The organism is Maribacter ulvicola, from assembly GCF_900155985.1.
Lineage (GTDB): Bacteria > Bacteroidota > Bacteroidia > Flavobacteriales > Flavobacteriaceae > Maribacter > Maribacter ulvicola.
In genome coordinates this window covers 206,903-233,097 of record NZ_FTMA01000003.1, presented here as the reverse complement: position 1 = coordinate 233,097, position 26,195 = coordinate 206,903, and the positions used below count along the sequence as shown (strand labels likewise).

Genomic DNA, 26,195 nt, shown 5'->3' with positions numbered 1-26,195 from the left:
TTTTTAACATTTTAAAATGGTAGTGAAGATGAAAATTATATAAAAATGGCAATTTATAATGGTGTATTAAGCTACTTTTAATTTATTATTAAATATATGTTTACCACGTTTTAAGGTACTTAAGTGACCTCTTAAAAAAGCTATTCTATATTTGAAAACATGAAATAACAATCAACTTTTCATACTTATTAGTGGTACAGAATATATAGTTGTCACCACCATCTTTAATTTGTAATTTTTTTCTGATTTTCTCTATACTATCCGGGAAGTTTCTGGTGGTAATATTGGCTTTGGATATGCCTGCTTTTTTGATTGCTTTTTTAGAATATTCATAAATATCCTTTACTATGAATACGCGTCCTGGGAACTCAATTAATTTCTCTGATGTGTAAAGGTGAGCGTGGGGGTGAAGTTTATATAAATTGAAATGATCTCCAGTAAACTGAAATGAACCAGATTTTAAAATAGCTGCATTTGGTTCGTAAATATAAGTTAATGGTTCTGAGTATTCAGGTATAGTGTTTTCCTCGTCGCTTAATCGGAAACAGAACTCTTGCTTATAATTAGGCTTGAAATTCACTGTTTTTATGAACGCTTCTGAATTGAACCCCTTTTCTATCAACCAAAGAATTTCTTTTACATCATTGTTAACAGCAACAATATGTATCTCTTTTACATGGCTCAATTCTTTTAACCCACTTTTTAAATCTAACAGCGGCCCGGTCTTAATAAGAAGATTAGATGATTTTACCAATAAAAGGTCCATATGCTCTATGACGTTTGGTTCACAATCAGATAAATAGTAAACCTTTTTGTTCTCCTTGTCTCTTCTAGAGGGGTCTATATACAACCAACTAAACGTGTTAGGTGATTCTTGTAAGAAAGTTAATCCATTGGTAGCAATGCATGTTATGTTTGAAATACCCAATTGATTGAAATTATAACGGGCAATTTGTGATAGTGTTTCGTTTTTTTCGATATGTACTACCTCTTTTATTTTTTTGCAAAATGCGAACGAATCTACTCCAAAACCACCTGTGACATCAACTAAAGATTTTCCATTAACTAATGAAGCTTTGTAGTTGGCCGTAATTTCTGACGAAGTTTGAGAAAGGTTTAGTTTATTAGGATAATAGATGTTCTGGGTATTGAACCAAGTGGGTAGTTTAGATTTAGATTTTAATTTCGATTCTATTTGTTCTACCAGTTCTTTCTGAGATACCTTTGTGAATTTTTGTTTTGATAAAATAATTTTGTGAACATCGGTTTTTAAATTGTCGTTGATAAACCCCTGTATTTCATTAGTTAGTATTGCTGTATTCACGAAGGTCTAGAGATTATGGGTCAATGATTTTACAATTTGGTTGTCAGATAGAAATTCCTTTAAAATTACCTTAATAGCAGTATAGCCGGGCACGGCGACGATCATGCCTACAGTACCGAATAACAAACCGGCAATAATGATCACTAAGAAAATTTCTAACGGATGAGACTTTACACTGTTTGAAAAAATAAAAGGTTGAGAGAAAAAGTTGTCTACTAGTTGACCGATCAATAGTCCTATAAATACATAGCCGGTTTTTGGTAGTATTACATCACTAAAATCGGAACCTAAATTACTGGTCATTGTCAGTGTTAACATGATTACACCACCTATGATAGGACCTATGTAAGGTATAATGTTGAATAACGCACATAAGAAGGCAATAACCACTGCATTTTCAATTCCTACAATTAATAGAACTATCGTATAAATTATAAATAGAATAAATATTTGAAGTAAAAGACCTACAAAGTACCTTGATAGCAGTCCGTTTATTTTGCTTATAGAATTTGTTGTACCTTTCTTTTTGTCTAGTGGGACGAATATTAATAAACCGTGTTCAAATAATTTACTATCCTTTAGAAAGAAAAATGAAATAAATAGAACTGAGAACAAGCCAATACTTGCTGTACTTAGAATATTTAAGAAGGAATTTAAAAAGTTAGGTATAAAACCTATATTTAGCCCTTGTAGCATATTTTTTTCTAAGCCTGCATCATCAATTACGTCTTCTACAATATGAGAAGAAAGTCCTAAATATGATGTAATTTGATGATAAAGGGTGTTTAGGCTCTTTTGTAATTCATCAATATCTAGAAGAGATAGGTTTTTACCTTGCTCAGATATTAAAGGAATAAACAAGGCGACAATACCACCTAATATACCTACCATAAAAATCATGGTAATTATAACGGCAAGTATATTTGGAAGTTTAATACGTAATCTTAAAAAACGTACTAAAGGACTACCTATTAGAGCAACAACGGCGGCAATAGCTAAATATGCCAATACAGATTGTATAGTGTAAAGAAAATAGAGAACCAGTATTATGCTTACCAAAACACCGATGGCTCGTAAAATACCTTTTGAAATTGTTTTTGAAGTCATTGGTTAATTTTTAAAGGCATAGGTTATAATATTGGCTCCCATTTGTAATGCTTTTTGTCTTACTTCTGCTGGATCGTTATGTACCGTTGGATCTTCCCAGCCGTCACCTAAATCAGATTCTGAAGTGAATAATAAGACAATTCTATTGTTTTTTAAAATGGCAAATGCTTGCGGACGCTGCCCATCGTGCTCATGAATTTTTGGTAATCCTGTTGGGAAAGAATATGTGTTTTTAAAGATTTGATGCTTGGCACCCAACTCTTCTAATGTGCTATCAGGAAAAAGTCTTTTAATTTCTCTGATAATATAAGGTTTCATGCCATAATTATCATCAATATGTAAAAAACCGCCCGATAAAAGGTAATTTCTTAAGTTTTCTATTTCCTCGTCTGAAAAAACCACGTTCCCATGACCGGTCATGTGTAAAAAAGGATATTGAAAAATGGAACTGCTACCCACCTCAACCGTTTCTGGCCTGTCTTTTAAATTGGTACCAATGTTTGTATTGCAAAACTTAATAAGATTGGGTAAAGCGGTTGGGTTTGCATACCAATCACCACCGCCTTGGTATTTTAAAATGGCAAGTTCTTGTGAATACATGTTAAAAAAGCACAAAAAATGCAAATAAATAAGGACTCTAGTAAGTTGTTTCATTTTATAACGAATAATAGATTGTAAATAATGCTATTATGTTTAATAAAAAAATTGCTGTGTTCGGGATTTTAAGTGCAGGACTTTTTCTGATGTCCTTTATGCAATTTAAACCAAGTAAATATAGTAAAGTTGATGATGTTATCACTTTAAAGAAGGTAGAAAATGTTGAAAAAGGTATGGTAGTACTAGAGCTTTTTACTTCTCAAGGTTGTTCTAGCTGTCCGCCTGCAGATGCACTTTTAGAAACAGTAAAGAACAATTTTCCTGAACAAGTGTTTGCACTTAGCTACCATGTAGATTATTGGAATTATATAGGGTGGAAAGATCCTTTCAGCAATAAGGACTTTACCATTAAACAACGTAAATACAATAACAAGTTCAGGTATCGCAGCAATTATACGCCAGAGTTGATTGTAAATGGCAAGGAGCATATGGTGGGATCCAATAAAGTAGAGGTGGCAAGGGTAATTGAAAAATACGCGGCAAAACAATCGAAAGATGATATTCGTTTAAATCAGATCCATAGAGGTGGTGATAAAATTAATTTTAACTATAACCTTTTGGGGGACACTGCTACTAAAAATGTAAGAGCCGTATTGTTACTCAAGGAAAGAACAACAGAAGTTAAAAGAGGAGAAAATAGACAACGAACATTAAAGAATGCCAATATTGTCATTGCTGAAAAATATTTAAAATTAAAAGATGTCAAAGGTATGGGTTCAATTGATATACCGGCATCCGTAAAAACAAATGAAGATTTAATCTTAATGTTATTGGTAGAAAATAATGATGCCGATATTACTGGTGCGGTTAAAGTAGCTATCTAATATTTACCCGTTGTTTATGGTTGCTATAATGGTGCAGGCTACAATGGCGGCTGTTTCTGTTCTCAATCTGGTTTTACCCATAGCAACAGGTGAATAGCCTTTTTTCATTGCGTTTTTAATCTCATCCGGAGAAAAATCACCCTCAGGACCTATTAATATCGTGATATCTTTATCTGCGGCAACCCTTCTTTTTAGCTCATGACGTTCTGTGTCTTCACAATGCGCAATAAATTGTAGTTCAGCAGCTGGTTTTTCTAAAAAATCCGAATAACTAATGGGGTTGTTCAATTTAGGTAAATACGTTTGTAAAGATTGTTTCATGGCAGACTCAAGCACGCGTTGCATTCGCTCCATTTTTAACACTTTGCGTTCTGATCTATCACAAATTATCGGTGTTATTTCATCGACCCCAATTTCGGTAGCTTTTTCTAAAAACCACTCAAAGCGATCGTTCATTTTTGTTGGGGCTACGGCTAAATGTAACCAGTAAGATTTTAGGTGCGTTTTTTTAGAGGACAGTAGTTCTACCTCACATTTTTTAATATTGTCGCCAATTATTTTAGCTTCAAACAAGTAACCGTTACCATTGGTAATCCATAATTGATCACCGGTTTTCTTTCTTAACACTTTGATGATATGCTTGCTTTCATGACTGTCGAAAATGAAGGTTGCATCTGTGGCTTTAATATCTGGATTGTAAAATAATTGCATGTTATTTATTTTATAAACTACGATATAACATACCTGGCTTTTGCCGTTACATCTTGTTGAGAGAATTTCTCGTTCTTATATTTTTGGTATCCTACAATACCGATCATAGCGGCATTATCTGTGCAGTACTCGAACTTTGGTATATAAGTTTTCCATTGATATTTTGTCTGTGCTTCTATTAGTGCGTTCCTAATGCCTGAATTTGCCGATACGCCACCACCAATGGCAATCTCCTTAATGCCGGTTAGTTTAACTGCTTTTTTCAATTTTCTCATCAGTATGGTGATGATCGTATATTGAATAGATGCACAAATATCCGCTAGATTGTTCTTAATAAAATCTGGGTTCTCTTTAGTTTGTCGTTGAATAAAATAAAGAATATTGGTCTTTAGTCCACTGAAGCTAAAATCTAAATCTTTTACATTTGGTATGGTGAATTCAAATTTATGTGGGTCACCTGTAGCAGCATATTTGTCAATTAAAGGTCCGCCGGGGTAGGGTAGGCCTAAAATTTTTGCACTCTTATCAAATGCTTCGCCTACGGCATCATCAAGTGTTTGCCCTATTATTTTCATGTCAAAGAAATCATTCACTTGGACAATCTGCGTATGGCCGCCACTAATAGTTAACGCTAAAAACGGAAATGAAGGCGGTATCATGGTTTCATCTTCAATAAAATGAGCTAATATATGGGCTTTCATGTGGTTAACTTCAATAAGTGGTATTTGTAAACCTAATGCCAATGATTTGGCAAATGAAGTACCTACAAGTAAAGAGCCCATTAGTCCAGGTCCGCGTGTAAATGCTATGGCTGATAATTGTTTTTTATCGATATTTGCTTTGGCTATGGCTTGATGAACAACGGGGACTATATTTTGTTGATGCGCTCTTGAAGCAAGTTCTGGTACAACCCCGCCATATTCTTCGTGAATAGCTTGGGTAGCCACAACATTACTGAGCACTTTATCGTTCATTAAAACTGCCGCAGAAGTGTCATCACAAGAAGATTCTATAGCAAGTATGTAAATTGTATCGTGTTCCAACATTTTTGGAATAAAAATTGAATAACAAAGGTAAAACATAAAGACCTATCAAAAAACTTAGAAAAATATTGGTTAGAACATTATTGGTATTATTACTGATATGTGTTTTGGGAACCATCATATTTTCATTGCCGGTGGTACAGACTTTGTTGGCAAAATTTGCTACGAAAAAAATAAATGATCAATATGGTACGCATATTAATATTGAGCGCTTAAAAGTTTCGTTGATTTCTTGGAATGTGGGTCTAGAAGGTGTTTTTATCGAAGATTATAAAAAGGATACATTATTTTATGTGAATGAGCTTAAAACCTCTATTCTTAGCTTGGGTAATTTAGCTCAGGGCAATTTGGAGTTTGGAGGTATTGAAGTTGATAAATTGAACTTTAACCTTAAAACTTATTTCGGAGAAAATAATACCAATTTAGAGGTTTTTGTGGATAAGCTTGACGATGGTCAGCCAAGAGCGCCCGGTACACCTCCTTTTAGGCTTTCATCTTCTCATGTGGCTATTGAAAATAGTAAGTTTAAATATATTGATGAGAACCTAGAAAAAATAACTGTTTTAAATTTTGATAGCCTTAATATAGTTGCAAGTGATTTTTTAATTCTTGGTCCAGAGGTATCCGTAGGTATTCAAGAAATGTCCTTTCATAGTAATAGAGGGTTAAAAGTAAATAGATTAACGACAGATTTTAAATATACAAAGCAGCAAATGCGGTTTGATTCTTTAAAGATTAAAACCCCTCTTTCAGCTTTAGAAGGTAATTTGATTTTTAACTACAATCGTGAAGATTTTGCCGATTTTTTGAATAAAGTAAATGTTGTTGCAGCGTTTAAGGAATCTAAGGTGGCTTTAGATGAGGTAAACTTGCTATATAATGAATTTGGCAAAGGAAAGGAAGTAACGTTCAATGCTGGGGTAAACGGAGTTTTAAATGACCTGAATACTGAAGACCTTTTCTTATTTTCTGATGATACCGGTATACGTGGTAATTTTAATTTTAAAAATTTATTCAACAAACAAAAGCCTTTTAGTTTAGAGGCCGAAATGAAAAATGTAACTAGTAGTTACTATCAATTGAATGCTCTGTTGCCTAATTTAATAGGTAAGTCATTGCCTTCGTCCTTTAGTAAGCTCGGGCAGTTTACAATACGTGGTAGCGCCTTCGTGACCAACTCATCTGTTAACGCAAAAGTGAACTTAAATACCGCTGTAGGTAGTAGCTATGCCGACATTGTTCTAAGTGATTTTAATAATATTGACAATGCCACTTATAAAGGTTTTATCTCTTTAATAGATTTTGACTTAGGTGATTTTGCCGAGAATAAAAACTTAGGAAAAACTACTTTAGATTTTAATGTAGAGGGGCAAGGTTTTGTGAAAGAGAAATTGAATACCGAAGTAATAGGGCAAATTTATTCTTTAGAGTTCAATAAGTATAACTACAAAGATTTAAGGGTTTCGGGTATTATTAAAGATCAGTTGTTTGACGGTTCTTTGATCAGTAACGATGAAAATTTTAAATTTGATTTCAAGGGGTTGGCCAACGTTGCGGAAGCCAGAAATAACTTTAATTTTTTTGCTACCGTAGATTATGCCGATTTAAAGAAATTAAACATAATAAATGATAGTGTTTCCGTATTTAAAGGTAATTTGAGTATGGATATTACGGGAACTACTTTGGACAATATTGTTGGTGATGTTAATTTTACACAAACAAGTTATCAAAATGTAAACGACACTTATTATTTTGAAGATTTTGCAGTGACTTCTAATTTTGGTGAAGACCTGCAGCGTACTATAAATATTAACTCGCCAGATATTATTACAGGTTTTATGAAAGGTAATTTTAAAGTGCGGGAATTGGGTAAACTTGTGCAAAACTCTTTGGGTAGTATTTACACAAACTATAGGCCTTTTCAAATTTCAGATGGGCAAAATCTCTCCTTCAACTTTAAGATATATAATAAAATAGTAGATGTTTTTTTTCCTGAAGTGCGGTTTGATCCAAACACTTTTATAAAAGGAAATATAGTAGCTGATGAAGGAGATTTTAAGCTCAACTTTGCCTCGCCAAGTATAGAGGCCTTTGGTACGGCTGCCGATAGTATTGAGGTTAGAATTGATAATAAGAATCCGCTGTTTAATACCTTCGTATCGGTTGGTGAGCTAGACACGCCGTATTATAATTTTAAAGACTTCAACTTGATCAATACCACTTTAAAAGATACCTTGTTTTTTAGGTCTGAGTTTAAGGGAGGTAGCGATTTTAATGACTCTTATAATCTGAACTTTTATCACACATTTAATAAGGATAATAAGTCCGTGATCGGTCTAAAAACATCCGATGTCAATTTTAAAGGCAACAAATGGGTGCTGAATAAAGAAGGTGATACAAAGAATAAGGTGATATTCAATAGGTCTTTGGACAGTATTACAATTCAAGAAATTGTAATGAACAATGAAGAAAAAGAACAAATACGGCTAAAAGGCCAGTTGGCAGATTCAACATATAAGGATCTTCAGCTTCAATTTAAAATTGTATCGTTAGAAAAGATTACGCCGGTAATCGATAGCCTAAAATTACAGGGAGAAGTTAATGGAATTTTAAATGTTCTTCAAAAGGACGGAATCTATTTGCCATCATCAAATTTAAATATAGATAAATTCGGAATTAATAATATACCAATAGGGGATTTAGCTATTTATATTAGTGGAAATAAAGATTTATCCGAGTTTCAGGTAAATTCGCAATTAGCTGATAATAACGTAGAGAAATTTAGTATCGTTGGTAGTATTGAAAATAAAGGAAAAATACCAAAAGCCAACTTGATTGCCAATTTCAGTAATTTTGCTTTAGAACCATTTAGTCCATTGGGTGAAGGGGTAATTGATAAAATACGGGGAGATATAGATGGTAGGGTAAAGATAGAGGGTGATGTAGACAATCCTAATATAAACGGACTGCTGACTATGGATAATGCCGGTATTGCGGTGCCCTATTTAAATGTTGATTATGGCTTTGCACCTCGTTCAAGGGTGGTTCTTGAAAATCAGACTTTTGATTTTGAAAATATAGCACTAGAAGATATTGCGAAGGGTACACACGCAAATCTAGACGGCACAATTACGCATAGTTTCTTTAAAGATTGGGTATTAGATTTGAATATAGACACAAAGAACGATAAGTTCTTGATCCTGAATACAGAGTTTAAGGAAGGAGAATTGTATTATGGTACCGGCTACTTAAATGGAATGGGGCGCATTTATGGACCCACTACTGCATTGAACATAAACGTAGATGGATCCACAGCAAAGGGTACTTCTTTGAAAATACCTTTAAGTGATGTGGCTAGTGTAGGTGATTATTCATTCATTAACTTTTTAGAAAAGAAAGATAAGCAAAGAATAGAAAGTCAACGTCAGCTAAAGGATTATCAGGGTTTAGAGTTAGAGTTTAACCTTGATGTAACGCCCGATGCCGAGGTTGAAATAGTAACCGATACTAAAACCGGAAGTTCTTTGAAAGGAACCGGTGTGGGTATTATATTGATACAGATCAATACCAATGGCAAGTTTGAAATGTATGGTGACTATGTTGTTGTAACCGGTGAGTTCAATTATAAGTTCGGCGGAATCATTGACAAGAAATTTACGGTAAAGCCTGGGGGTACCATAAATTGGGATCAAAAACCTTTAGAAGCAAATTTAGGAATGGAAGCGGTATATTCCTTAAACGCAAATCCTGCCCCGTTACTTGATGATGCTGGCTTTACTAGAAGAATACCTACAGATGTAATCATTAGTTTAACCGGGCAACTTCAAAAACCAGATATTGATTTTGGTATTGATTTTCCGGGTACGAATTCTATTGTTAAGTCAGAATTGGAATATCGTTTACAGGATCCAACAGTAGAAGAGAAAAATGCTATTTTTCTTTTGGCACAAGGAACTTTTGTAAATTCTCAAAGCGGAATCAGCCAACAGGCAATAACGGGTAACTTGGTGCAAAGCGCATCAAGCATTCTGAATTCTATTTTAAGTGGCGGTAATGATAAATTCAACCTTGGCCTATCATATGAACAAGGGGTATTGGATCGATCAGCAGATATTGAGACAGATGATCGTATAGGGGTAACCGTATCTACTCAAATATCTGATCGCATTTTGTTTAACGGTAAGGTTGGGGTACCGGTCGGTGCATCTAGTGAAACATTAGTGGCCGGTGATTTTGAAATTCAAGTCCTATTAAATGAAGAAGGTACTTTAAGTGCTAATTTTTTCAGTAGACAAAGTGAAATACAAGCTTATTTATCTGATCAACAAGGATCAACCCAAGGTGCGGGCTTGTCCTATGAGGTAGATTTTAATAATTTTAAAGAACTCTTTCAAAAGATATTGGCAACTAGGCCAGAGAAAAAGAAAGGTACTGAAAAGGTAATAGAACCCCCTTCTTCTGTCATGGGTTCTGATAGCTTAATTCGGTTTTATGATAAGCCAAAATCATTAAATTAACAGTCAATTATAGCTCTTGTTGTTTATAATTAACAAATTTTAAGAATTAGACTGTTGATCTATTATAGCGAAATCCTTTTCGTTGATTTTTTCTTAAAATGGGACTGACTTTTATTCGGTTTTTGACTAAGATTTCTTAATTTCGTTGGCTTAAATTTTTCAATGTCTTCAGAAATAAAAAAAATAGCAGTACTGACTTCAGGAGGTGATTCACCAGGCATGAACGCAGCCATAAGATCAGTTGTTCGTACGTGTGCCTATATGAAGGTAGATTGTGTTGCAGTCTACAGAGGGTACCAGGGTATGATAGAGGGGGATTTTAAACCTATGGATGCCCGTAGCGTTAATAATATTATCAATAAGGGGGGGACGATACTTAAGTCTGCCCGTTGTGATGATTTTAGAACTCCGGAAGGAAGAAAAACAGCTTATGATCAACTGTTAAAAGCTGGAATTGATGCGTTTGTCATTATTGGCGGTGATGGTAGTTTTACGGGAGCCATGATCTTCAATAAAGAGTATGACTTCCCTGTAATAGGGATTCCAGGTACTATTGATAACGATATTTTTGGCACCACGTTCACCTTAGGTTTTGATACGGCTTTAAATACTGTAGTAGAGTGTATAGATAAAATTAGAGATACGGCCAGTTCTCATAACAGACTTTTCTTTGTGGAAGTTATGGGAAGAGACGTGGGGCACATAGCATTAAACGCAGGCGTTGGTGCTGGTGCAGAGGAAATATTGATTCCTGAAGAAAATTTAGGATTGGATAGGTTGCTTGAGTCTTTAAAAAGAAGTAAAGAATCTGGTAAGTCTTCAAGTATCGTCATAGTTGCCGAAGGGGATAAATCTGGTAAAAACGTATTTGAACTTAAAGAATATGTTGAAGAACATTTGCCAATTTATGATGTACGGGTATCTGTACTAGGGCATATGCAAAGAGGTGGTGCGCCTTCTTGTTTTGATCGTGTTCTTGCTAGTAGAATGGGAGTGAGAGCCGTAGAGGCCTTGTTGGAAGGTAAAACGAACCTAATGGTAGGTATTCAAGATAACAAACTTACGCTAACACCTATCAATAAAGCTATTAAAGGGCATACAAAAATTGATAAAGAACTCATTAGAGTTTCAGAAATAATGACTACATAATATTAAAAACTAAAAATAGAGAAAATGTCAAATTTGAAAATAGGGATTAACGGTTTCGGTAGAATAGGTAGATTGGTCTTCAGAACTACAATTAAACGTGGTGATGTAGATGTGGTTGCTATCAATGACTTATTGGATGTTGAGCACTTGGCTTACTTATTGAAATACGATTCTGTTCATGGTAAATTCGATGGTACTGTTGAGGTAAAAGACGGACATCTGGTAGTTAATGGTAAAACTGTTCGAATTACAGCTGAAAGAGATCCAAAAAATTGTAAGTGGGACGAAGTAGGTGCTGCAACCGTTGCAGAATGTACTGGTATTTTTACAACTTTAGAGACGGCTCAATATCATATTGATGGTGGTGCTAAAAAAGTGGTTATTTCTGCTCCTTCTAAAGATGCTCCAATGTTTGTAATGGGGGTTAACCATAAAGAAGCTACTGCTGAAAATACAATTGTTTCTAATGCCTCTTGTACTACCAACTGTTTAGCTCCAATGGCTAAAGTATTGAATGATAGTTTTGGTATTGAAGAAGCTTTAATGACTACGGTTCACGCAACTACGGCTACTCAAATGACTGTAGATGGTCCTTCTAGAAAAGACTGGAGAGGTGGTAGAAGTGCCTTGTTGAACATTATACCTGCATCTACAGGTGCTGCTAAAGCGGTAACAAAGGTTATACCTGCATTAGAAGGGAAACTTACAGGAATGGCATTTAGAGTACCTACTGCAGACGTTTCTGTGGTTGATTTAACTGTTCGTCTTGAAAAAGAAACTTCTTACGAAGAAATTAAAAAAGCATTTAAAGCTGCCTCTGAAGGTGAGTTGAGTGGTGTTTTAGGATATACGGAAGAATCTGTTGTTTCTCAAGATTTCATAGGAGAATCTCATACAAGTGTTTTTGATGCCGGAGCCGGAATTGAATTGAATTCTAAATTTTTCAAGTTAATTTGCTGGTATGATAACGAAGCTGGTTTTTCCAATAAAATGGTAGACTTGATTCAGCACGTTAATAGCTTATAAACTTCATTTTAGTATAATAAAAATATATCCTGAAAGTGAGGCGGTTTTTCCTTATTTTCAGGATTATTTTTTAAAGACAATCGGTATATGATTTTAATAGTAGATAGTGGTGCAACCAAGTCTGATTGGATTGCTTTAGATGAAAATGGAGAACAGCTTTTTTTAACACAGACGTTAGGGCTAAGTCCAGAGGTGCTAACGAAAGATGTTATTGAAGATCGCTTGGCAAATAATTTCGAGATTTCTAAAAATAGGGAGAAGGTAACTCATCTATATTTCTATGGAGCAGGTTGTGGAACGGATCGAATGAAAATATTTTTAAAAGCTATTTTTAAAAATTTCTTTCCTAATGCAAAAGCCGATGTGAAAGAAGATACCTATGCTGCCATTTTCGCTACAACACAGGTTGGTCACCAAGGCATTGTCTGTATCTTAGGCACAGGGTCTAATTGTAGTTATTATGACGGTAATCAATTGTTTCAAAAAGTAACGTCATTGGGTTATATTCCTATGGACGACGGTAGTGGAAACTTTTTTGGGCGTAAATTAATACGTGATTATTATTTTAATAAAATGCCTTCTGAACTTGCGCATAAATTTGCCGCTTCCCATGATTTAGATGCAGATGTTATCAAAGAGAACCTTTACAAGCAGCCAAACCCTAATACGTATCTGGCGACATTTGCTCGTTTTTTAATCGAGAACAAAGATCACCCATATTCTAAAGGGGTTATAGATAAAGGCTTTCAGCAGTTTATCAATAATTATGTAATGCAGTTTGAATTGGCAACTAAGGTGCCTATTAATTTTGTAGGTAGTGTGGCGTATTATCTAAGAGAAGAGTTGACTTCCGTATTGCTAAGAAACGACTTAATTGTTGGGGTAATTAGACAAAAGCCAATTGAAGGTCTTGTAGAATTCCATAAAGCGAATATGTAAAAAATTATTTTACGGCAATCATAGAAATTTCAACATTTACGAACTTAGGTAAATTGGCAACTTCTACGGTTTCCCTTGCTGGTGCCGTCTCTGCATTAAAATAAGAAGCATATACCTCGTTAACTTCTGTGAATTTATTCATGTCACTCAGAAAAATTGAGGATTTAACAACATTTTCAAAGGTCATTTCAGCTTCGGTTAAAATGGCCTTTAAATTTTCCATAGATTGTTTAGTTTCTAATTTTATATCTCCAGAAATCAATTCTCCGGATGTTGGATTTAGTGGAATTTGACCAGAAATATATAAAGTATCTTTGCTTAATATTGCTTGGTTGTATGGCCCTATGGGTGCTGGGGCATTTGAAGTGTTTATTATTTTTTTCATGTAAGCTTTATTTTAGGTTTTAGTTTCGGCTTCTATTTTCCCATTTAAGATCTTTAAGTATAGATGAATCTATACCTATAAAGAAGTACCATCTTTTGTAGGTGCCGAACGGGGTCCAATTAAATCGCATGGTAAAGCTCTTTAAATCTCGTTGAAAACGAAGTTGTGTCAAAGTAAATCCTTGGTTTTTGAAATCATAACCAGATGATCCTCCAACAGACCATCGTGGTGCTAGTTCTATATCTCCTGAAAACATTAAGGAGTGGCTGCTAAATTCATTCTGTCGGGCTGTATTACTGTAGTTGGCAGAATAGGCAAGCCTGAAGTTCCAAGGTATTTTTGTGCCGAATATGGGGTTGTCTACATCGGCATTCTTATTGTCTTTTTTAACGGGGTTTGAATTAAAATCATCTGCCCTACCAAATAGGTCGTCATCTCTACCGCCACTTTGAGCAACATAGTCAAAGGGGTCAAGCTCTTCTTCATCATCTTTGTCCTTATCGTTTTTCTTGCCGAACATTTCGCTACTTATGGAGTATGAGACATTGGCATTTGCTCGGGTAAGTCTAAATAGGCTACCGCCATTATCTATGTTCCAAGTATCTATTCTTCTACCATTATTGTCAATGGCATAAGGGTCTAAACCTGCAGAAAAGTTAATGGACATTTTATTGTCAAGAATATTTGTACCGCCATTAACACTGACCGGGTTCAGTTTAAGGGAGTCAGATTCAAAATTATATCCTGTAGAAATATTAAAATTGCTTAAAAGTGAAATTTTCTTAGGTTCAATTTTTGTAGAATCCTTATCTCTAACTTTTGCTTCTAATGTGTTGGCTAGTGAAAAGCTTAGACTATTAGATTTGCCTAAAGAGGGTGCACCGTTCAATGTGCCTTGAAAACGACTGTATTGTACTTCAACTCCGTTCTCGTTAAGATATTCATCATAAAATTGTTCAAAAGAAGGAGCATAACCATAGCTTAAAGAGGGTCTCATGGTATGTCTAATGGCTTGTATCTTTTTGTCCTCGCCAAAATCAAAAGTTCCGTAAAGGGTGGTACCTACGCTGGCGCTAAAATTATAGGTGTTGTAGCGATCAAATCCACTTATGGTATCTCTAACTACTTTCCCTGTATCTGTGTCAAAGCGTTGATTGTAGGTTTCCAAAGCCCAAACATCCTCGTAATTACCGCCAACACTGACACTAAAAAACTTGGCCACTTTAAAGTTTGTAGCAATAGGTATGGTGTGGCTAACGCCTGCACGGGCATTGTCGAACATTTTAGTGGTTAAAAAATCCTCATCGTTTGTGGTAAGTCGGTTTTGGGCGTTTACACTATATTGAAAATTAATGTTATCAATAATTCCTTTCTTAATTCCATCGCGTTTTACAAAAGGGTATATACGTTCTACACTTGCCTGAAAGGTGGGCAAGGTCATGGTAATATTGTCTGTATTTGACGCTGTTGCCGTAGCAGAGGTCAGTTGTGAGTGTGTAGCCGTTAAGCTCATGTTCACTGAGGGGTAGTTGGGGAATGTTTTAGAATAGGATATGGAAGATGATAAAGTGTTGTTTTGTGTATTGGGTAAATTTCGTTGTTGCAATGAATTTCTATAATATTCACTACTTCCTAAGTTTACAGATGCCGAGAACCTGGAATTGGGACTAGCCTTGGTGTCTTGTGAGTGAGAAAATTGAATGTTGTAATTTCTTGACAAGCTATAATCGCTAAACCCTTTTTGGCTTCTAACTTGATTTTCAAACCTTAGGTTAATATTACCTCGATATTTGTAGCGTTTGGTATAGACTGATGCTGTTCTAAAAGCATAACTTCCGTTGGTGTAAAAATCCCCGGAGAGGGTAACATCGGCATAATCGCCCAATGGTACGTAGTATCCCATATCTTGTAAGAAGTACCCTGTATTTGGGTCATTACCAAAAGAAGGCATTAAAATACCTGCTGATCTGCCTACCGTTAGCGGAAAATAAGCAAATGGCATTGCTATAGGTGTAGGTACATCTGCAATATATAAGTTACTGAACCCGGCGATCACCTTTTTCTTAGGAACAAATTTTGCTTTCCGTACTCTTATATAGTAATCAGGGTTTATAGTGTCTGTAGATGTGGTCAGTTTTCCTTCGCTTAAAAAGTAAACCGAGTCATTTTCTTTTTTGGTAATCTCGGCGTAAACCTTCATGGCATCACTGCCTAGGGCACCGGCTGCTGCTTGTTGTTCAGTTCTTGAATTCCAGATCAAAGCTTTTTGAGTGTCGAAATTAAAACGTATAGAATCTGGTATGACAATGTTAGAGCCCTGTTTAAAGTACGGTAGTTGTGTATAGTTGCCTAAAGAGTCTATCATTCTACCGGCATATACTTCGTTTTTAATGTAATCCATTATGATGACACCTGCCTTAAGTTCTGTATCTTGATAATAGATTTCTGCTTCGTTGTATAAATAGATTTTATTTTCTTTTTGACTTAGCTTTACATAGTCTTTTGCCTTGTAGGTTATTTTATCTAATAGTAAAGGAGGCTTTTGGTTAAGGGAGTCGGCAATTAAAGAATCGTTAGCTATGGAGTCTTTGAGAGCGGTTGGAGGAAATAACGGGGCAATAATTGAATCGCTGTCAGCTTTAATGTGAAGAGGTGTAATTTTACCTTCCTGACCAGTGGCATAATAAACACCGGCAAAAACCATGAATAGGAAAAGTAAGTATCGTTTGTTTGATTGCAAGGCTATATATCCTATTTTTGTAATGGTTTGGCGGTCCAATGAGCCGTTATTTAAGAAGTCAAAATTACATATATTTTTTAATCCCTATGTAGGGTCTTACAATAAATTTAACCATTATAATGGCGATATAATCGTTAACACAATATGAAAATAAAATTATTGAGTATTTTTTTAGGTTTAATTACCACGTTATTACTGCTGTCTTTTGGGGCAGCTGATAAAGACATGAAATCAGATGACCCCTTTGTTGTGGTGCTTGATGCTGGGCATGGCGGGCATGATCCAGGTAACTTGGGTAATGGGTATTTAGAGAAAAAAATAGCCTTGAATATTGTCTTGAAAGTTGGTGAAATTCTTTCAAAGAACAAAGATATTAAAGTCATTTACACACGAAAAGACGATACATTTATTGATTTATATGTTAGAGGTGAGGTAGCAAATAAAGCAAATGCCGATTTGTTCGTTTCGGTGCATTGCGATTCTCATACTTCAAATGCGCATGGTGCGGGAACCTTTGTGTTAGGGCTCCATGCCAACAAACAAAACTTTGAAATAGCAAAGAAAGAAAACTCGGTAATTTATTTAGAGGATAACTATGAAAATAGATATGCCGATTATGATATTAACTCCCCAGAATCTGTTATTGGGCTAACCATTATGCAAGAAGAGTTCTTAGATCAAAGTGTTGCTTTGGCAACAATGATCCAAGATAATTTTTCTAATAAGCTTAAAAGAACAGATAGAAAAGTGAAGCAAGCAGGTTTTATTGTATTGCACCAAACCTTTATGCCAAGTGTATTGGTAGAAACCGGATTTTTAACGAATAAAGATGAAGGCGCTTATTTAAATTCTAAAAAAGGTCAGAGTGACATGGGCAATGCTATTGCAAAAGCAATATTACGCTACAAAGAAGGTGTTCAGCCTACTGTACAAAGTGTGCAGACTAAAACGACAAAACCTACGGCACCACCAATTAAAGAAGAAGCTTTAGAAAAGTCTCAAGAAAAAACGAAAGTTGTTGAGAGGGCAGGGAAACCAAAAGAAACAATGGAATCATCTAAAGGCTTACCGACAAAAAAGAAGTTAGATACGCCAGTTGCCAAGGCTAAAGAAGCAATTAATGCAAATGAAGTAGCAAAATCTATTGTATTTAAAATACAGTTAATGGCAAGTAGTAAGAATATAAGTCTTAGTTCTAGTAACTTTAAGGGGCTTTCCAGTCTTTCTCAAGAACCTTTTAAAAATCTATATAGGTATATGTACGGAGAAACAAGGTCTTTTAGAGAGGCAAAAATGATGCAAGGCCAGGCTAAAGAAAAAGGCTATACCAATGCTTATATTGTGGCCTATAAACTAGGGGAAAGGATTCCAATTCAAGAAGCAATTGATGAGGTTTCTCAATTTAACCCTTAAAGTGTAAATATTATTCATAATTTTGAGTATAATAAAAACTTAATTGCTTGAAACTATCTAGAGAATTAAAAACAGGAATTATCGTTATTGGTGGCATATTGCTGTTCATCATGGGGTTTAGTTATTTGAAGTCAACTCCCATTTTTGATAATAGTAAAACATTTTTCGCTGTATACCCTAATGTAGGCGGATTGCAGTCAGGCACCAATGTTTCTATAAACGGATTTAGTGTTGGTAAGGTCAATGATATCAGATTCTTAGATGAGAAAGGAAATTTATTGGTGACGTTTACCGTTGGCAATGAATTTAAATTTTCTAAGAATAGTACCGTTGAGTTGTACGATACAGGTATAATTGGCGGTAAAGGGCTACAAATTAAACCGATATTTGATGAGGCCCTGGCACAATCTGGCGACACATTGCCTACAGAAACCAGACCGGGTATAACAGATTTGGCACAGCAAAAACTAACTCCGCTAGTGCGTAAAGTTGAGTCTGCCATATCTGGAGCAGACTCCGTTTTAGTGAATGTGAATTCTGTTTTGGACGAAAAAACGAAAAAAGACTTGAAAGAAGTGATTGGGGGGCTAAATGCTTTGATAACCAGTCTTAATGGTAGTGCAACTCAATTAAATTCTGTTCTGGATACCAATAAAGGCAAGTTGAATAGTTCTTTTGATAATTTTGAACAGCTAACTGCTAATTTTGCAAAACTTTCAGATTCCTTAAATTCTGCCGGACTAGGTAGAACTTTAGCTAGTTTAGAATCTACCATGGCTAGTTTGGATAACGTAACACAAAAAATTGAAAATGGAGATGGGTCATTGGGACTACTAATGAACGATAAGGAGTTGTACGGAAATTTAACTAGTGCGTCACGTGAGTTAGATTTGCTATTGCAAGATTTTCGTTTAAACCCTAAAAGGTATGTTAATGTATCTGTTTTTGGTAAAAAGCAGAAAGAGTACGAACTACCGGAAAATGATCCGGCAAATAATGTTATGGATAAGTAAAGAAGATTTATATATATGCAATATCTACCCAATGTTATTTTTATAATCCTGCTTTTTGTAGGTATTGGTTTTTTTGTAAAAAATGTTTCAAGGTTGAAAAGAAATATTTTCTTAGGCAAAGAGGCTTCGTTAATAGACAATAAAACACAACGTTGGAAAAACATGGCAATGATTGCCCTAGGGCAGTCCAAAATGGTGGTTCGTCCCATTGCAGGAGCTTTGCATATTATTGTGTATGTTGGTTTTGTGATCATCAATATTGAGGTTCTGGAAATTATTTTAGATGGTATATTTGGTACGCATAGAATGTTTGCCGTATTAGGACCTGTATATGATTTCTTAATAGGCTCTTTTGAAGTGCTTGCGTTATTGGTTATCGTTGCAGTGGTTATATTTTGGGCTAGAAGAAACGTAATTAAATTAAAACGATTTTTTAAACCGGAAATGAAAGGTTGGCCAAAGAATGATGGTAACATGATTCTTTATATAGAACTTGTATTGATGGTACTTTTCTTAACAATGAACGGTGCAGATTATCAGTTGCAACAACTAGGTGCAGATCACTACGCTGCAGCAGGTGCATTTCCTATTAGTAGTATGTTCGCTCCTATGCTTGAGGGTATGTCCATTGCTAGTTTAGTGCTATTGGAAAGATCAGCTTGGTGGTTGCATATTGCTGGAATTTTGTTTTTCCTTAATTACCTTTACTACTCAAAACATCTGCATATTTTATTGGCATTCCCAAATACTTATTATGGCAAGTTGACACCAAAAGGGCAGTTTAAAAATTTGCAATCAGTTACTGATGAAGTTAAAATGATGATGGATCCAGATGCCGATCCTTATGCGGAACCTGCGGAAGATGCTACCGTTCCGGATAAGTTTGGTGCATCAGACGTGCAAGATCTAAGTTGGGTACAATTACTAAATGCTTATACGTGTACAGAATGTGGACGGTGTACGAGCGAATGCCCTGCAAATCAGACCGGAAAAAAATTATCGCCTCGTAAGATTATGATGGATACTCGTGACCGTTTAGAAGAAGTGGGTAAGAATATAGATGCTAATAATGGTGAGTTTAAAGAGGATGGTAAGCAATTATTAAACGATTATATTACTCCAGAAGAATTATGGGCGTGTACTTCCTGTAATGCTTGTGTTGAGGCTTGCCCAATTAGTATTGATCCTCTTTCCATTATTATGGATATGAGACAATATTTGGTAATGGAACAGTCTGCAGCTCCTACAGATTTGAATAACATGATGGGTAATATTGAAAATAATGGAGCACCGTGGCCATTTAACCAAATGGACCGTTTAAATTGGAGTAAAGAATCTTAAAGATAGATATGGCAAGTGAATTAAAAGTGCCTACAATGGCAGAATTTTATGCGTCAGGGACTGTGCCTGAAGTTTTATTTTGGGTAGGTTGTGCCGGTAGTTTTGATGATAGGGCAAAAAAAATAACGAAGGCTTTTGTTAAGATTTTAAATAAAGCTAAGGTCTCTTTTGCCGTACTTGGTACAGAAGAAAGTTGTACCGGTGACCCTGCAAAACGTGCTGGTAACGAGTTTTTGTTTCAAATGCAGGCCGTAACCAATATAGAGGTGCTCAATGCTTATGAAATAAAGAAAATAGTAACTGCTTGCCCTCATTGCTTTAATACCATTAAAAACGAATATCCTGGTTTAGGAGGTAACTACGAGGTGGTGCACCATACTCAGTTTTTAAAAGATTTGCTATCTGAAGGAAGAATTTCCATGGAGGGCGGCACTTTTAAGGGGAAGCGTATTACCTTTCATGATCCCTGTTATTTGGGTAGGGCAAACGGTGTATATGAAGCCCCAAGGGATTTAATTAGAAAATTAGATGCAGAACTTGTTGAAATGAAAAGCTGTAAACAAAGAGGGCTTTGTTGTGGTGCGGGTGGTGCACAAATGTTTAAGGAACCTGAAAAGGGGGATAAAGATGTAAACATAGAGCGTACAGAACAGGCCTTAGAAACCAAACCGGAAATTATAGCGGCCGGCTGCCCATTTTGTAATACTATGATGACCGATGGGGTAAAGAATAAAGAAAAGGAAGATGATGTTGCAGTAATGGATATCGCAGAAATGATTGCGGCTGCAGAGGATTTATAATTTAAAGAATTGAAATTTGTTAGTAGAATTTAATACATTACCAGAGACTTCAAGAGTTTGGATATACCAATGTAACCGTTCATTTTCTGAAAAGGAAATGGCAGAAATAGGTACAGATTTAAATGCATTTTTAACTTCATGGACCGCACATGGTAACGACCTAAATGCAGGTTATGAAATAAAGTATAAAAGATTTATTGTTATCGCCCTTGATCAAACTACCCAGGGTGCTACCGGTTGTTCCATTGACGCATCGGTACGATTTATACAAGCTTTAGAAAAGAAATATGATGTGCTACTTCTAGATAAGATGAATGTTTCTTACAAGCAAGGAGAGTTTGTTGCTTATAAAAGCTTAATTGATTTTAAAACAATGGCGAAGCAAAAAGCCATTTCAAAAAAAACAATTGTATTTAACAACCTGGTTACCAATAAAGGGGAGTACCTAGAACATTGGGAAGTACCAGCTTCAGAAAGTTGGCATGCTCGTTTTCTTTAACATAATTTCTTCTTAAGTATTAGATTTTATTGGGTTTTATCGATGAAATGCAATAATTTCAATTCGTAATAATTATCTCAATACCTATTTTTTATGCGCCATATTTTTATTGTTATCTGTGGGATATTTTGCTATTCAACTTTATTAGCTCAAAATCCTTTGGTAACTAAAGACAGTACCCATCAACAGAGATGGGTAGATGATCAGTATGCTCAAATGAGTTTGGACCAGAAATTAGGTCAGCTATTTATGGTGAGTGTAGCATCTAATCAAAGTAAACAGTCTACAGATGGCATAAAGAAACTGATTGCTCAAGAAAGCTTGGGTGGTATTATCTTCTCTAAGGGAGGTCCTGTACGGCAAGCAAAACTTACCAATGACTATCAAGCTGCTTCTAAAATTCCATTATTAATTGGTATGGATGCGGAATGGGGGCTTTCTATGCGCTTAGATTCTACCTATGCTTTTCCGTGGAATATGACACTAGGTGCTATACAGGATAATTCCATTGTGGAAAAAATTGGATATCAAATAGGTAAGCATGCAAAAAGATTGGGGGTACACATAAATTTCGCTCCTGATTTAGATATCAATACAAATCCTAAAAACCCTATTATTGGAAATCGATCATTTGGGGAAGATAGAGATAATGTAGTTTCAAAAGGTACTGCATTTGCAATAGGAATGGAACGTGCGGGTGTTCTAGCAAATGGAAAACACTTTCCTGGCCACGGGGATACTGAAGTTGATTCTCATCACAACTTACCAGTGATTCCATTTTCAAAAAACCGGTTGGATAGTTTGGAATTATATCCTTTTAAAAAATTAATAAGTTCTGGTTTAAGCAGTATTATGGTAGCTCACCTAGAAGTACCTGCGTTAGAGATGAAAAAAGGAATGCCCTCTTCCTTATCTGAACAGATCATAACTGGTATTTTAAAAGAAGAATTGGGATATGAGGGACTCATATTTACCGATGCACTTAATATGAAAGGGGTGTCAACTACAGGGAAAGACGGTAGCGTAGAATTGGCTGCGTTTATGGCAGGGAACGATATGTTGCTAATGCCTGAAAATATTGTCGATGCAAAAGAAAAATTAGCCAATGCTTATGATAGTGGTAAACTGTCAGAAGAACGATTGGCATATTCTGTCAAGAAAATTTTAATGGCAAAATATAAAGCAGGTTTACATAGCTATAAGCCAATTCGTTTAGAAAATTTATATGAAGATTTAAATGGTCTTGAAGATGATATTATTTATGAGCAGGCTATTGAAAATGCCATTACCGTTGTAAAGAATAAATTAAATCTCCTTTCTATTAAAAACTTGGAGAATAAGAAGATTGCCTATGTGAAAATGGGAAACTCTAACAATGATGCATTTGTGCGTAGTTTAAAGAAATATGCAGATGTCACTGTGGTTCATGCAGCTGATATTAAAACGTTGAAAGTAAGATTAAAGGAGTATAATTTGGTTATCGTAGGGCATCATATGAGTAATCAAAGCCCTTGGAAATCTTACAAATTTTCAACTAAAGAACGGAACTGGCTGCAAGAAATTGCCAATGAAAGAACATCAAACCTTGTACTCTGCGTCTTTGCTAAACCCTATGCATTATCAGATGTTTCCAATTTTGATAGTATAGATGCTGTGGTTATGTCATATCAGAATAGCGATATTGCACAAGAGAAAACAGCTGAAATTTTATTTGGTGCTGTAGGTGCATCAGGAAAGTTGCCGGTTAGTGCACATGAGGATTTTCCTGTACATACAGGTGTAGAGGTGGAAGCTCTCAATAGATTGGGCTATAGTATACCAGAACGTGTGGGTATGAGTTCTAAGGGACTAAAAAAAATAGATGAGTTGGTGGGCAATGGACTTGATAGTTTAATGTTTCCAGGAGCTCAAGTGCTAGTGGCTAGAAAAGGGAAAGTTATTTATCAAAAAGGTTTTGGTAGGCCAACCTATGGTTCTGAGGAAAAAATTACCAATGACTATATTTATGATTTGGCTTCGTTGACAAAAATTTTGGCTACGCTACCAATGGTGATGAAGATGGAGGAAGAAGGTAGAATAGGACTTAATAATACATTTGAAGAGTTAGTGCCCAATTATTCTAATACGGAAATTAAAAACGTAACGGTTTTAAAAGCACTATCCCATTACGGACGTTTGCCCGCTTGGATTCCTTTTTACATAAGAACATTAGATGAAGATAGAAAACCATCTAATGAGTTTTATAGAAATTCACCTTTGCCTGGTTTCTCAACTAAAGTGTACGATAACTTATATTTGACCGATGCTTATAAAGACTCTATTTATAATAGAATTGGTAGACAAGATTTAAAATCGAACCGATACCGATATAGTGATGTTCCTTATTATGTCATGAAAAAGGTTATTGAAGATAGCTATGATCAAAGATTAGATGGCTTGGCCAGTAGATTTCTTTATAATAGAATAGGTGCAAACCGTACCACATATAATCCATTAGAGAAGTTCAATAAAGATATTATTGTGCCATCTGAGGAAGATGATTATTACAGATACGGTACCGTACAAGGGTATGTTCACGATATGGGAGCGGCAATGCAAGCAGGTGTTGGTGGGCATGCCGGGCTGTTCAGTAATGCCAACGATATAGCTAAGATCATGCAGATGTATTTACAAAACGGTTATTATGGAGGTACTAAATTTTTTGATTCAAGAACGGTCAAAAAATTTAATACGTGTTATTTTTGTAAGGATAACGTGCGTAGGGGCGTTGGGTTTGATAAGCCCCAATTACAACATAGTGGTCCTACCTGTGGTTGTGTATCAAGAAAAAGTTTTGGTCATAGTGGGTTTACAGGTACCTACACATGGGCCGATCCAGAAGAAGAAATTGTCTACGTATTTTTATCCAACAGAACATACCCCTCTGCATCTAACACACTTTTAGTTAAATCTGGGTTAAGAACTAGAATTCAACAAGTCATATACGATTCAATTCTGAATTAAAAAAGGTAATTTTGACGTAATGAAAATAGCAATAGTATGTTACCCTACCTTTGGAGGTAGTGGTGTTGTAGCAACAGAATTAGGAATTGCATTGGCCAATAGAGGTCATGAGATTCATTTTATTACCTATAAACAACCGGTTCGTTTAGAGTTGTTGAGTAATAAGATATTCTTTCATGAAGTTCATGTGCCAGAATATCCTCTTTTTCATTACCAGCCTTATGAGCTTGCGTTATCTAGTAAGCTCGTAGATACTATAAAACTGCATAAAATTGACCTTTTACATGTACATTATGCCATACCACATGCTTATGCAGGGTATATGGCAAAGAAAATGTTAGAAGAAGAAGGTATTTACGTACCTATGATTACTACCCTGCATGGTACAGATATAACTTTAGTAGGTAAGCATCCATTTTATAAGCCGGCAGTAACCTTTAGTATCAATCAATCAGATGTAGTAACCTCTGTTTCTGAAAGCTTAAAACAGGGTACGTTAGATACTTTTGATATTCACGGGGATATTGAGGTGATTCCTAATTTTATAGATGCTAAAAAGTACAGTACTTCTTTTACGGATTGTCAAAGATCCAATATGGCAACCGAACAAGAGCGAATTGTAACGCATATTAGTAATTTTAGAAAGGTTAAGCGCATCCCAGATGTTATTAAAATTTTTAGCAAGGTACAATTAGAGATTCCTTCTAAACTTATAATGGTAGGTGAAGGACCCGAGAAAGAAGGAGCAGAACGCCTGTGCGAGGAATTGGGAATAGCGGATAAAGTCATATTCTTAGGGAATAGTAATGAGATAGATAAAATTTTATGCTTTTCAGATTTATTTCTTTTGCCTTCACAAACAGAAAGTTTTGGCTTAGCGGCTTTAGAAGCAATGATAAACAAAGTCCCTGTTATTTCTAGTAATGCCGGCGGTATACCAGAAGTGAATACGAATGGTGTCAGCGGATTTTTAAGTAACGTTGGTGATGTTGATGATATGGCGGCTAATGCTATTGCCATTTTAAAGAATGATAGCGACCTTGAGCGCTTTAAGCTTAATGCATTAAAAGAAGCGCAGCGTTTTGATATTCAGAAAGTAGTGCCACTTTATGAGGAAGTATATGAAAGAGCTTATAACGGAAGGTTTAAAAATGCCTAATTATTTCATTTCTATATGTTTAGTTGCCATAGTACAGCTCAATTCTTGTAAAAGCATAGCGCAAGGTAATTTAAAAGATTCCCGTGAAATAGCTATGGAGCTAATTTTAAACGAAAATTATAGCGGTTTTGAACACGAGAAGTATATTCTTATTAAAAATCAGAAAGAACTAAGTGCTTTCTATGGGAGGGTAAATAGAACTAGAAAACCTGGTTTGGTAATGCCTTCAATAGATTTTAACTCTACTATGGTTTTTATATGGTGTGGTGATAGCACTGCTTTAGACTATGCTCATATAACGTTGAGAGAGAAAGATGATTTTTTAGAAGTATACAAGTTTAAAACAAAAGCTACTAAAGATAAAGATAAGCTCGTGGTCAGTCCTTTTAGTGTATACAAGCTACCATTTAGCACTAAAAATTTGAAAAAAGAAAAGTAATTAGTCGATAAATATTTGGCATTCAACTAACCATCGATTTTAATTGCTATACAAAGTAATTATTTGTTAACTATTTCGTCTACTATTAAATTTACACTTTATAACC

The 26,195-nt window shown here is 35.3% G+C and carries 20 protein-coding genes; 13 read left to right on the top strand and 7 right to left on the bottom strand.

Annotation, left to right across the window (positions count from 1 at the left end):
- Window positions 1-145: 145 nt before the first annotated feature.
- The 3 genes from BW936_RS11665 to BW936_RS11655 are packed head-to-tail and all read right to left on the bottom strand — an operon-like array spanning window position 146 to window position 3,031.
- Window positions 146-1,324, bottom strand: a complete 1,179-nt coding sequence (locus BW936_RS11665; protein ID WP_076548576.1) for a THUMP-like domain-containing protein — start codon at window positions 1,322-1,324, stop codon at window positions 146-148.
- A gap of 6 nt (window positions 1,325-1,330) precedes the next feature.
- Window positions 1,331-2,431: an AI-2E family transporter gene (locus tag BW936_RS11660; protein WP_076548575.1), complete on the bottom strand. Its 1,101-nt coding sequence runs from the start codon at window positions 2,429-2,431 to the stop codon at window positions 1,331-1,333.
- 3 nt (window positions 2,432-2,434) lie between these two features.
- The gene (locus BW936_RS11655) at window positions 2,435-3,031 is read right to left on the bottom strand and encodes a DUF4159 domain-containing protein (protein ID WP_244156219.1); all 597 of its coding nucleotides are present in this window, start codon (window positions 3,029-3,031) and stop codon (window positions 2,435-2,437) included.
- A gap of 89 nt (window positions 3,032-3,120) precedes the next feature.
- Between BW936_RS11655 and BW936_RS11650 the strand changes: the two genes are divergently transcribed.
- A complete protein-coding gene (locus BW936_RS11650) occupies window positions 3,121-3,912 on the top strand; it encodes a DUF1223 domain-containing protein (RefSeq protein ID WP_084182058.1) in 792 nt (263 codons plus the stop codon).
- A gap of 3 nt (window positions 3,913-3,915) precedes the next feature.
- Here BW936_RS11650 and BW936_RS11645 read toward each other — a convergent pair whose 3' ends face one another.
- Complete coding sequence (locus tag BW936_RS11645; protein WP_076548573.1) at window positions 3,916-4,623, bottom strand: 16S rRNA (uracil(1498)-N(3))-methyltransferase; 708 nt, start codon at window positions 4,621-4,623, stop codon at window positions 3,916-3,918.
- Window positions 4,624-4,640: 17 nt separating this feature from the next.
- Window positions 4,641-5,669, bottom strand: a complete 1,029-nt coding sequence (tsaD, locus tag BW936_RS11640) for a tRNA (adenosine(37)-N6)-threonylcarbamoyltransferase complex transferase subunit TsaD (RefSeq protein WP_076548572.1) — start codon at window positions 5,667-5,669, stop codon at window positions 4,641-4,643.
- Between the two features lie 44 nt (window positions 5,670-5,713).
- Between tsaD and BW936_RS11635 the strand changes: the two genes are divergently transcribed.
- The 4 genes from BW936_RS11635 to BW936_RS11620 all read left to right on the top strand — a co-directional run bounded on the left by BW936_RS11635 (window position 5,714) and on the right by BW936_RS11620 (window position 13,297).
- Window positions 5,714-10,183, top strand: a complete 4,470-nt coding sequence (locus BW936_RS11635; protein ID WP_449405328.1) for a translocation/assembly module TamB domain-containing protein — start codon at window positions 5,714-5,716, stop codon at window positions 10,181-10,183.
- Window positions 10,184-10,345: 162 nt separating this feature from the next.
- On the top strand, window positions 10,346-11,332 hold the full coding sequence (pfkA, locus tag BW936_RS11630) for a 6-phosphofructokinase (protein ID WP_076548570.1): 987 nt from the start codon (window positions 10,346-10,348) through the stop codon (window positions 11,330-11,332).
- A gap of 24 nt (window positions 11,333-11,356) precedes the next feature.
- Window positions 11,357-12,358 (top strand): type I glyceraldehyde-3-phosphate dehydrogenase, encoded by a 1,002-nt coding sequence (gene gap / locus BW936_RS11625; RefSeq protein ID WP_076548569.1) that lies wholly within the window; start codon window positions 11,357-11,359, stop codon window positions 12,356-12,358.
- A gap of 87 nt (window positions 12,359-12,445) precedes the next feature.
- Window positions 12,446-13,297 (top strand): N-acetylglucosamine kinase, encoded by an 852-nt coding sequence (locus BW936_RS11620; RefSeq protein ID WP_076548568.1) that lies wholly within the window; start codon window positions 12,446-12,448, stop codon window positions 13,295-13,297.
- A 4-nt stretch (window positions 13,298-13,301) separates the two neighbouring features.
- Here the strand turns inward: BW936_RS11620 and BW936_RS11615 are convergent, their stop codons facing one another.
- Both BW936_RS11615 and BW936_RS11610 read right to left on the bottom strand, forming a co-directional pair.
- Window positions 13,302-13,682, bottom strand: coding sequence for a RidA family protein (locus BW936_RS11615; RefSeq protein WP_076548567.1), 381 nt, complete (start codon window positions 13,680-13,682; stop codon window positions 13,302-13,304).
- A gap of 19 nt (window positions 13,683-13,701) precedes the next feature.
- Complete coding sequence (locus tag BW936_RS11610) at window positions 13,702-16,386, bottom strand: putative LPS assembly protein LptD (protein WP_084182055.1); 2,685 nt, start codon at window positions 16,384-16,386, stop codon at window positions 13,702-13,704.
- 180 nt (window positions 16,387-16,566) lie between these two features.
- Here BW936_RS11610 and BW936_RS11605 point away from each other — a divergent pair, with 180 nt between their 5' ends.
- The 8 genes from BW936_RS11605 to BW936_RS11570 all read left to right on the top strand — a co-directional run bounded on the left by BW936_RS11605 (window position 16,567) and on the right by BW936_RS11570 (window position 26,089).
- Window positions 16,567-17,835: an N-acetylmuramoyl-L-alanine amidase family protein gene (locus BW936_RS11605; RefSeq protein ID WP_076548566.1), complete on the top strand. Its 1,269-nt coding sequence runs from the start codon at window positions 16,567-16,569 to the stop codon at window positions 17,833-17,835.
- A 47-nt stretch (window positions 17,836-17,882) separates the two neighbouring features.
- Window positions 17,883-18,848, top strand: a complete 966-nt coding sequence (locus BW936_RS11600; RefSeq protein WP_076548565.1) for an MlaD family protein — start codon at window positions 17,883-17,885, stop codon at window positions 18,846-18,848.
- Window positions 18,849-18,863: 15 nt separating this feature from the next.
- The gene (locus BW936_RS11595; RefSeq protein WP_076548564.1) at window positions 18,864-20,189 is read left to right on the top strand and encodes a 4Fe-4S dicluster domain-containing protein; all 1,326 of its coding nucleotides are present in this window, start codon (window positions 18,864-18,866) and stop codon (window positions 20,187-20,189) included.
- Between the two features lie 8 nt (window positions 20,190-20,197).
- Window positions 20,198-20,989 carry a (Fe-S)-binding protein gene (locus tag BW936_RS11590; RefSeq protein ID WP_076548563.1) on the top strand — a complete coding sequence of 264 codons (792 nt, stop codon included), beginning with the start codon at window positions 20,198-20,200 and terminating at the stop codon, window positions 20,987-20,989.
- A gap of 16 nt (window positions 20,990-21,005) precedes the next feature.
- Complete coding sequence (locus BW936_RS11585; RefSeq protein WP_076548562.1) at window positions 21,006-21,488, top strand: ABC transporter ATPase; 483 nt, start codon at window positions 21,006-21,008, stop codon at window positions 21,486-21,488.
- A gap of 93 nt (window positions 21,489-21,581) precedes the next feature.
- Window positions 21,582-24,491 carry a serine hydrolase domain-containing protein gene (locus tag BW936_RS11580; RefSeq protein WP_076548561.1) on the top strand — a complete coding sequence of 970 codons (2,910 nt, stop codon included), beginning with the start codon at window positions 21,582-21,584 and terminating at the stop codon, window positions 24,489-24,491.
- Between the two features lie 19 nt (window positions 24,492-24,510).
- Window positions 24,511-25,650, top strand: coding sequence for an N-acetyl-alpha-D-glucosaminyl L-malate synthase BshA (gene bshA / locus BW936_RS11575; protein ID WP_076548560.1), 1,140 nt, complete (start codon window positions 24,511-24,513; stop codon window positions 25,648-25,650).
- On the top strand, window positions 25,613-26,089 hold the full coding sequence (locus BW936_RS11570) for a hypothetical protein (RefSeq protein ID WP_076548559.1): 477 nt from the start codon (window positions 25,613-25,615) through the stop codon (window positions 26,087-26,089). Before bshA ends, BW936_RS11570 begins: the two co-directional genes overlap by 38 nt.
- The last annotated feature ends 106 nt before the right edge of the window (window positions 26,090-26,195 follow it).

Coding starts and splice junctions, on each gene's coding strand:
- pfkA (WP_076548570.1), top strand. CDS start 10,346: ATGTCTTCAGAAATAAAAAAAATAGCAGTACTGACTTCAGGAGGTGAT.
- BW936_RS11580 (WP_076548561.1), top strand. CDS start 21,582: ATGCGCCATATTTTTATTGTTATCTGTGGGATATTTTGCTATTCAACT.
- BW936_RS11610 (WP_084182055.1), bottom strand. CDS start 16,386: ATGGTTTTTGCCGGTGTTTATTATGCCACTGGTCAGGAAGGTAAAATT.
- BW936_RS11570 (WP_076548559.1), top strand. CDS start 25,613: ATGAAAGAGCTTATAACGGAAGGTTTAAAAATGCCTAATTATTTCATT.
- BW936_RS11650 (WP_084182058.1), top strand. CDS start 3,121: ATGTTTAATAAAAAAATTGCTGTGTTCGGGATTTTAAGTGCAGGACTT.
- BW936_RS11590 (WP_076548563.1), top strand. CDS start 20,198: ATGGCAAGTGAATTAAAAGTGCCTACAATGGCAGAATTTTATGCGTCA.
- BW936_RS11645 (WP_076548573.1), bottom strand. CDS start 4,623: ATGCAATTATTTTACAATCCAGATATTAAAGCCACAGATGCAACCTTC.
- BW936_RS11660 (WP_076548575.1), bottom strand. CDS start 2,431: ATGACTTCAAAAACAATTTCAAAAGGTATTTTACGAGCCATCGGTGTT.
- BW936_RS11655 (WP_244156219.1), bottom strand. CDS start 3,031: ATGTATTCACAAGAACTTGCCATTTTAAAATACCAAGGCGGTGGTGAT.
- tsaD (WP_076548572.1), bottom strand. CDS start 5,669: ATGTTGGAACACGATACAATTTACATACTTGCTATAGAATCTTCTTGT.
- BW936_RS11595 (WP_076548564.1), top strand. CDS start 18,864: ATGCAATATCTACCCAATGTTATTTTTATAATCCTGCTTTTTGTAGGT.
- BW936_RS11605 (WP_076548566.1), top strand. CDS start 16,567: ATGAAAATAAAATTATTGAGTATTTTTTTAGGTTTAATTACCACGTTA.
- BW936_RS11615 (WP_076548567.1), bottom strand. CDS start 13,682: ATGAAAAAAATAATAAACACTTCAAATGCCCCAGCACCCATAGGGCCA.
- BW936_RS11620 (WP_076548568.1), top strand. CDS start 12,446: ATGATTTTAATAGTAGATAGTGGTGCAACCAAGTCTGATTGGATTGCT.
- bshA (WP_076548560.1), top strand. CDS start 24,511: ATGAAAATAGCAATAGTATGTTACCCTACCTTTGGAGGTAGTGGTGTT.
- gap (WP_076548569.1), top strand. CDS start 11,357: ATGTCAAATTTGAAAATAGGGATTAACGGTTTCGGTAGAATAGGTAGA.